The organism is Pseudomonas sp. Pseusp97 (genome assembly GCF_047304025.1).
Lineage (GTDB): Bacteria > Pseudomonadota > Gammaproteobacteria > Pseudomonadales > Pseudomonadaceae > Pseudomonas.
Map to the genome: position 1 here is coordinate 1 of NZ_JBGLYK010000265.1, position 6894 is coordinate 6894.

At 66.6% G+C, this 6894-nt stretch carries 7 protein-coding genes; 3 read left to right on the forward strand and 4 right to left on the reverse strand.

From position 1 onward, the window contains the following. Positions 1-248: 248 nt before the first annotated feature. Genes ACCC94_RS26425 through ACCC94_RS26435 form a run of 3 tightly spaced genes read left to right on the forward strand, consistent with a single transcriptional unit; the run spans position 249 to position 2868 of the window. Positions 249-578: an ArsR/SmtB family transcription factor gene (locus tag ACCC94_RS26425; RefSeq protein WP_413352570.1), complete on the forward strand. Its 330-nt coding sequence runs from the start codon at positions 249-251 to the stop codon at positions 576-578. A gap of 46 nt (positions 579-624) precedes the next feature. Then, positions 625-1788 (forward strand): MFS transporter, encoded by a 1164-nt coding sequence (locus tag ACCC94_RS26430; RefSeq protein WP_413352571.1) that lies wholly within the window; start codon positions 625-627, stop codon positions 1786-1788. A gap of 30 nt (positions 1789-1818) precedes the next feature. Continuing rightward, complete coding sequence (locus ACCC94_RS26435) at positions 1819-2868, forward strand: alkene reductase (RefSeq protein ID WP_413352572.1); 1050 nt, start codon at positions 1819-1821, stop codon at positions 2866-2868. 358 nt (positions 2869-3226) lie between these two features. Here ACCC94_RS26435 and ACCC94_RS26440 read toward each other — a convergent pair whose 3' ends face one another. The 4 genes from ACCC94_RS26440 to ACCC94_RS26455 all read right to left on the reverse strand — a co-directional run. Continuing rightward, positions 3227-3496, reverse strand: a complete 270-nt coding sequence (locus ACCC94_RS26440) for a FeoC-like transcriptional regulator (protein ID WP_413352573.1) — start codon at positions 3494-3496, stop codon at positions 3227-3229. Then, the gene (feoB, locus tag ACCC94_RS26445) at positions 3496-5790 is read right to left on the reverse strand and encodes a Fe(2+) transporter permease subunit FeoB (protein WP_413352574.1); all 2295 of its coding nucleotides are present in this window, start codon (positions 5788-5790) and stop codon (positions 3496-3498) included. The genes ACCC94_RS26440 and feoB overlap by 1 nt, the downstream gene beginning before the upstream one ends. A 6-nt stretch (positions 5791-5796) precedes the next feature. Beyond that, entirely contained in the window at positions 5797-6024 is a 228-nt protein-coding gene (feoA, locus tag ACCC94_RS26450; protein WP_413352575.1) for a ferrous iron transporter A, read from the reverse strand. A 190-nt stretch (positions 6025-6214) separates the two neighbouring features. After that, positions 6215-6894, reverse strand: a 680-nt coding sequence (locus tag ACCC94_RS26455; RefSeq protein ID WP_413352576.1) for an ATPase, incomplete at its 5' end; no start/stop codon positions are given.

Sequence of the window (6894 nt, forward strand, 5' to 3'; positions counted from 1 at the left end):
GGGCCCCCTCTCGCCCCGCGCTCGCCCGCTACGGGGGCCCGCCCGGGGGCTCAACGGGCCCCCCCCACCCCCGCTCCTACAAGAGCACGCCCGGTGCAACAGGTCGTCATCGCGGAGGGATACGCCCAACCAGGGCGGGGCCCCCCGGCCAGTATCATCGGGAGTGATCATTACTATCGCCCCAAACGAATTCATATCGTTTTTGGCCGATATATAGTTCGTCCCAACGCGATATACCGATGTGCCCCATGACTGAACAACCCACTCTCGATCCTGGCATCGACCTCGACGAAATCTTCAAGGCCCTAGCCCATCCGGTGCGGCGCGACATGCTGCACTGGCTCAAGGACCCTGAGCAGTTCTTCGTCGAGCAGGAACACCAGTCCTTCGAGATCGGCGTCTGCGCCGGCAAGTTCGACCTGCGCACCGGTCTGTCGCAATCCACCGTCTCCGCGCATCTGGCCACCCTCCAGCGCGCGGGTCTGGTGACCAGTCGAAAAGTCGGCCAGTGGAACTTCTTCAAACGCAATGAAGAGACCATCCAGGCCTTTGTTCGCCATCTGAGCGAAGCGCTGTAACCGGCGACTGCCAGCCAAGACAATCCCACTCTCCAGGAGCAGGCGCATGCCCACTTCGCTTCTCGTCCTCGCTTTGTCCGCGTTTGCCATCGGCACCACGGAATTCGTGATCATGGGCCTGTTGCCCGAGGTCGCGGGCGACCTGTCCGTCACCATTCCCGCGGCCGGCTGGCTGGTCAGCGGCTATGCCTTCAGCGTCGCCATCGGCGCGCCGATCATGGCCCTGCTCACCGCCCGCCTGCCGCGCAAGACCGCGCTGCTGATGCTCATGGGCATCTTTATCCTCGGCAACCTGCTCTGCGCGGTGGCCGCCAACTACGGGCTGCTGATGCTGGCGCGGATCATTACCGCGCTGTGTCACGGCGCCTTCTTCGGCATCGGTTCGGTGGTCGCCGCCAGCCTGGTGCCGGCCAACCGCAAGGCTTCCGCCGTGGCCCTGATGTTCACCGGCCTGACCCTGGCCAACGTGCTCGGCGTACCGGCCGGCACCGCGCTGGGCCAGATCGCCGGCTGGCGCTCGCCGTTCTGGGCGGTGACCCTGATCGGCGTGTTCGCGCTGATCGGCCTGTGGAGCGTGCTGCCGAAGAAGCACGACGAAGAAGCGGTGGACATGCGCAAGGAAGTTGCGGCGCTGCGCAACGGCCCGCTGTGGCTGGCGCTGGGCACCACCGTGCTGTTCTCCGCTGCGGTCTTCGCGCTGTTCACCTACGTCGCGCCGCTGCTGGGCGAAGTCACCCGGGTCTCGCCGCGCGGCATCACCTGGAGCCTGGTGCTGATCGGCCTCGGCCTGACCCTGGGCAACATCATCGGCGGCCGCCTCGCCGACTGGCGCCTGGGCACCACCCTGGCCGGCGTGTTCGCCACCATGGCGGTTGTCTCCACCGTATTGAGCTGGACCAGCGCCGCGCTGATCCCCGCCGAGATCACCCTGTTCATCTGGGCTGCCGCCGCCTTCGCCGCGGTACCCGCCCTGCAGGTCAACGTGGTACGCGTCGGCGGTGCCGCGCCGAACCTCGTCGCCACCCTGAACATCGGCGCCTTCAATGTCGGCAACGCCATCGGTGCCTGGGTCGGCGGCAGCGTCATCGACCACGGCCTGGGCCTGACCCGCGTGCCCCTGGCCGGCGCCGTGCTCTCCGTACTCGCGCTGATCGCGGTGATGATCGCCTTCAGCGGCAAGCCCAACCAGACCCAAACCGTCCTCGATTGATCCTCCATCCTCACGCCCCGGAGTAACGCAATGACCACGCTTTTCGACCCCATCGTCATCGGTGACCTGGAACTGCCCAACCGCATCGTCATGGCCCCGCTGACCCGCTGCCGCGCCGACGAAGGCCGCGTGCCCAACGCGCTGATGGCCGAGTACTACACCCAGCGCGCCGACGCCGGCCTGATCCTCAGCGAGGCCACCTCGGTGACCCCGATGGGCGTGGGCTATCCGGACACCCCCGGCATCTGGTCCGACGACCAGGTCCGTGGCTGGACCAACGTCACCAAGGCCGTGCACGCCAATGGCGGCCGCATCATGCTGCAGCTGTGGCACGTGGGCCGCATCTCCGACCCGCTGTACCTGAACGGTGAACTGCCGGTGGCGCCGAGCGCCCTCAAGCCGGCCGGGCACGTCAGCCTGGTCCGCCCGATGAAGGAATTCGTCACCCCGCGCGCCCTGGAAACCGAAGAGATCGCCGACATCGTCGAGGCCTACCGCATCGGTGCCGAGAACGCCAAGGCCGCCGGTTTCGACGGCGTGGAAATCCACGGCGCCAACGGCTACCTGCTCGACCAGTTCCTGCAGAGCAGCACCAACCAGCGCACCGACCTGTACGGCGGCTCCATCGAGAACCGTGCACGACTGCTGCTGGAAGTCACCGACGCCGCCATCGGCGTCTGGGGTGCCGGCCGCGTCGGCGTGCACCTGGCTCCGCGCATGGACTCCCACGACATGGGCGACGCCGACCCGCTCGCCACCTTCGGCTATGTAGCCCGCGAACTGGGCAAGCGCGGCGTGGCCTTCATCTGCACCCGCGAGAAGGCCGGCGCCGACAGCATCGGCCCGAAACTGAAGGAAATCTTTGGTGGCGTGTACATCGCCAACGAGCGCTTCACCAAGGAAACCGCCACCGAGTGGCTTCAGAGCGGCAAGGCTGACGCGGTTGCCTTCGGCATCCCGTTCATCGCCAACCCGGACCTGGTGACCCGCCTGCAGAAAGGCGCCGCCTGGAACGAGCCGCACCCGGAAACCTTCTACGGCAAGGGCCCGGTCGGCTACCTGGACTACCCGCGCCTGTAAGGGCTGGAGCCAGCGCCAATGAAAAGGGCGCCTTCAATCGAAGGCGCTCTTTTTGTTTTCCAGCGGCCTTCGGCCAACCTGTAGGAGCGAGGGGGACGCCATCGTTATTGCTCGCGAACGTCCCGGCGCCGGAGCTGTGTCTGTTCGCGAGCAAGCTCGCTCCTACGAAAAGCCGGCAGGCCGCTGTAGGGCGCATAACGCCTCGGGCGTTATCCGCCGTTCTGGCGGAAACCCGTTGCGGGTTATCCGCCCTGCAAACTGCTGAACGTAGGATGGCGTGGAGCGCAGCGATACCCATCAATCCGTGGCGCCGACAGCATGGGTATCGCTTAGGCTCCTCCCATCCTACGCTCCGGGTTCAATGGGTGATCCAGCGCAAAGGCGTGGCGTCGTTGCGACCGGCCAAGCGATACCCCGTCGTCGCACACCGCGTCGTCTCCGCACAGCCCTTGCAGCTTCCGCAGGACGCCGGGTCGGGCCCGATCTTTTCCACCACGCCCATCGCCAGCAGTCGCTCCAGCAATGCTTCGAGCAGCGCCCTGGAGGCACCCAGGCGCCGGGCCAGGGTCGGCACATCCGCCTCGCCCATCTCGTCGAGCAGGTTGCGCACTGCGATTGCCGTGGCCATCAGTGGCAGCTCCCAGCCGACGCCGGACGCAGTTCAGGCTCGCCATCCAGCTCCAGGCCGCGCCGGCCGACCCAGCACAGGATCAGGAACAGCAGCAGGTTGAACGCCAGCACCAGGCCGATGGCCACCGCGCTGTACTGAGGGTGCCGGGCGAAGCTGAAGACCTGGTAGCAGAGGGTCGCCAGCGAGTAGGCCACATTCAGGCCCCAGAACACCGCGAAGGTCATCCAGCCGCGGCCGCTTTCGCGGGTCAGCGCGCCAAGGGTCGCCACGCAGGGCACGTAGAGCAGCACGAACACCAGATAGCTGTAGGCAGCCAGCGGGCTGCCGAACTTGGCGGCGAAGGTGCCCATGGAGCCCTCCTCCATCTCGCCGTCGGCCATGCTCGCGGCGACCGGGTTGCCCAGCACGCTGAGACTGAAGGCATCGCGCAGGCCATCCAGCGTGTCCGCGCCGGCCTGTTTCAGCTGGGCCCAGAGATCGTAGCCGTCGGCATCGAAGGCTTCGCCGTGGATGTGCTCGGCGGTGTACAGGGTATTCAGGGTGCCGACCACCACTTCCTTGGCCAGCGCGCCGGTGACCAGGCCGACCGTGGCCTGCCAGTTGTCCTCGTGCACGCCCATGGGTTTGAGCAGTGGCGTGACCTGGTGGCTCAAGCTGGCGAGCGCCGAGTCGGCGATGTCGCCCTGCACCGGGCGGCCGTCGAGGGTGACGCTGTTGAGGCCGCCGATCACCAGGCTGACCAGGATGATCACCGTCCCCGCGCGGACCACGAAGGCGCGCAGGCGCATCCAGGTCTGCAGCAGCAGGCTGCGCAGGTGCGGGACGTGGTACAGCGGCAGCTCCATGACGAAGGGCGAGGCCTCGCCGCGCATCAGCGTGTGCTTGAGCAGCAGGCCGGTGAGCACCGCCACGACTATGCCCAGCAGGTACAGCGAGAAGATCGCCAGCGCGCCGTTCTGGCCGAAGAAGGCCGCGGCGAACACGGCGAAGATCGCCAGCCGCGCACCGCAGGACATGAACGGCGCCATCATCGAGGTCATCAGGCGCTCGCGCGGGTTGTCCAGGGTGCGCGTGCCCATGATCGACGGCACGTTGCAGCCGAAGCCGACGATCAGCGGCACGAAGGATTTGCCCGGCAGGCCGAGCGCCTGCATCAGGCGGTCCATGACGAAGGCCGCGCGGGCCATGTAGCCGGAGTCTTCGAGCAGCGCGAGGAACAGATACATCAGGCCGATCTGCGGGATCAGCGGCAGCACCGCATTGATGCCGCCGCCCAGGCCCTGGGCCAGCAGCGCGGTCAGCCAGTCCGGCGCCCCCGTGCGGGCGCCCAGCCACTGGATGCCGTCGATGAAGAGCGCCGAGGAGCCCTGGTCGAAGATCGGCTGCAGCGCGCCGCCCAGGGTGATGGCGAAGAAGAACATCAGGTACATGACGAAGAGGAACACCGGGATGCCCAGCCAGCGGTTCAGCGCGATGCTGTCCAGCAGTTGCGTCAGGCGGTGCGGGGCGGCGTCGCGGTGGTTGCTGGCGCGTTCGCAGAGTTCGCCGATCAGCCGGTAGCGCGCGTCCACCAACAGCAGTTCCGGGTCTTCGCCGCAGGCACAGCGGATCGCGTCGCGCGCGGCCAGCAGGCTCGCCGGGTCGAGCTTGAGCTGGCGGGCGCTGTGCAGGTCGCCTTCCAGCGCCAGCAGGGCCATCCAGGCCTGGGTCGGCGGTGCATCGGCAGGCAACAACTGGGTGACGGCATTGCGCAGGGCGGCCGGATACGGCACCTGCAGCGGAGGCTGTGCCGTCACGCCGTCGATGGCTTCCTTCAGCGCGTCGATGCCTTCGCCACGGGTAGAGACCAGCGGCACCACCGGGCACCCCAATTCCCGCGCCAGCGCCTCGCGGTCGATGTTCAGGCCCTGGGTGCGAGCGATATCGAGCATGTTCAGCGCCACCACGCAGGGCAGGCCCATCTCGCGCAGCTGCACGGTGAGGTAGAGGTTGCGTTCCAGGTTGGTGGCGTCCACCACGTTGACCAGCACGTCCACCTCGCCGTCGACGATGCAGCGCCGGGCGATCTGCTCGTCCAGCGAGGCCTGGGCCGACAGGGTGGTCAGCGAGTAGGTGCCGGGCAGGTCCACCAGACGCACGTTGTGGCGCGCGGTGCGGAAGCTGCCTTCCTTGCGCTCCACGGTGACACCGGCCCAGTTGCCGACGCGCTGGCGCGAGCCGGTGAGCTGGTTGAACAGGGTGGTCTTGCCCGCGTTGGGGTTGCCGATCAGGCCGATGCGCAGCTCATTCATGGCGCATCAGTCCTGCGCTTCGAGCAGGAGCAAAGCCAGGTCGCGGCGGCGCAGCACCAGGCTGCACTGACGGGTATCCACCTGCACCGGATCACCCAGCGGCGCCACGCGGCGCACCTTCAATTCGGCGCCAGGCAACAGTCCCATGGAAAACAGCCGCTGGCGAAAGGCGGCACCGATCCCGGGCCGGTAACCGGCGATGCGGTACCGGCGTTGCGCTTGAAGATCGTGCATGGGGAGACTCCGGGCGAATGAGCGAACAGGGAGAGAATCAGAATGACTCTCATTTGTTAGCGATTATTCGCCTCGAAGCCGCAGCAGAAACTGATTCAAGACAAGAATTGCCCTCGCTACCCCAAAAGAGGGATGGCCAACAAAAAGCCCCCGGACCTTTCGGCGCGGGGGCTTTTCGTTTGCAGCGCGATCAGCGGGTGCTGAGCTGCTGCTGGAGGTTCTGGACCTGCTGCTGCAGGGTATTGATGTTGCGCATCACCTGGATGCGGAACACGTCGAACTCCTTGGTATCGTTGCTGGCCTGGCCCTGGCGGCCATCGACCTCGGCACGCAGCAGCATCAGGTCGTCCTGCATGCTCTTGATCGCCTGGCTCTGGTTGCCCTGCTTCTTCAGGTTGGCGATCTCGGTGTTCAGCGCCTGGATCTGCTGGTTGGCGGCGGCCAGGTCAGCCTGCACGTTCTTGAACTTGGCCTGCTCGTCGGTGATCGACTTGAGCTTGACGTCGAGCTGCGACATCAGTAGCGCGGCGCTTTCCTGCTGGGCCTTGAGGTCGGCGCTGACCTGCGCCAGGCGCTTGCCCTGGGCGCCGTCGAACTCCGACAGGGAGGCCTGCTGCATCTTGGCCTGCTCTGCGAGGCGACCCTGCAGTTGCTTGACCTGCAGCTTGAGCGCCTCGCGGTCGGACATGACGTTGGATTCATTGGCGACGAACTTGCCGCGGATGTCGTCCAGGCGACCGGCGGCTTCCTCGCTGATCTTGGCGAAGCTTTCCTGGGTGGCGATCAGTTGCTGCTCCATCAGCATCAACTGCTGGTGGCTCCACCAGCCGACACCGGCCAGGGCGATGGCCCAGTCTCTTATACACATCT

Coding starts and splice junctions, on each gene's coding strand:
- ACCC94_RS26425 (WP_413352570.1), top strand. CDS start 249: ATGACTGAACAACCCACTCTCGATCCTGGCATCGACCTCGACGAAATC.
- ACCC94_RS26430 (WP_413352571.1), top strand. CDS start 625: ATGCCCACTTCGCTTCTCGTCCTCGCTTTGTCCGCGTTTGCCATCGGC.
- ACCC94_RS26435 (WP_413352572.1), top strand. CDS start 1,819: ATGACCACGCTTTTCGACCCCATCGTCATCGGTGACCTGGAACTGCCC.
- ACCC94_RS26440 (WP_413352573.1), bottom strand. CDS start 3,496: ATGGCCACGGCAATCGCAGTGCGCAACCTGCTCGACGAGATGGGCGAG.
- feoB (WP_413352574.1), bottom strand. CDS start 5,790: ATGAATGAGCTGCGCATCGGCCTGATCGGCAACCCCAACGCGGGCAAG.
- feoA (WP_413352575.1), bottom strand. CDS start 6,024: ATGCACGATCTTCAAGCGCAACGCCGGTACCGCATCGCCGGTTACCGG.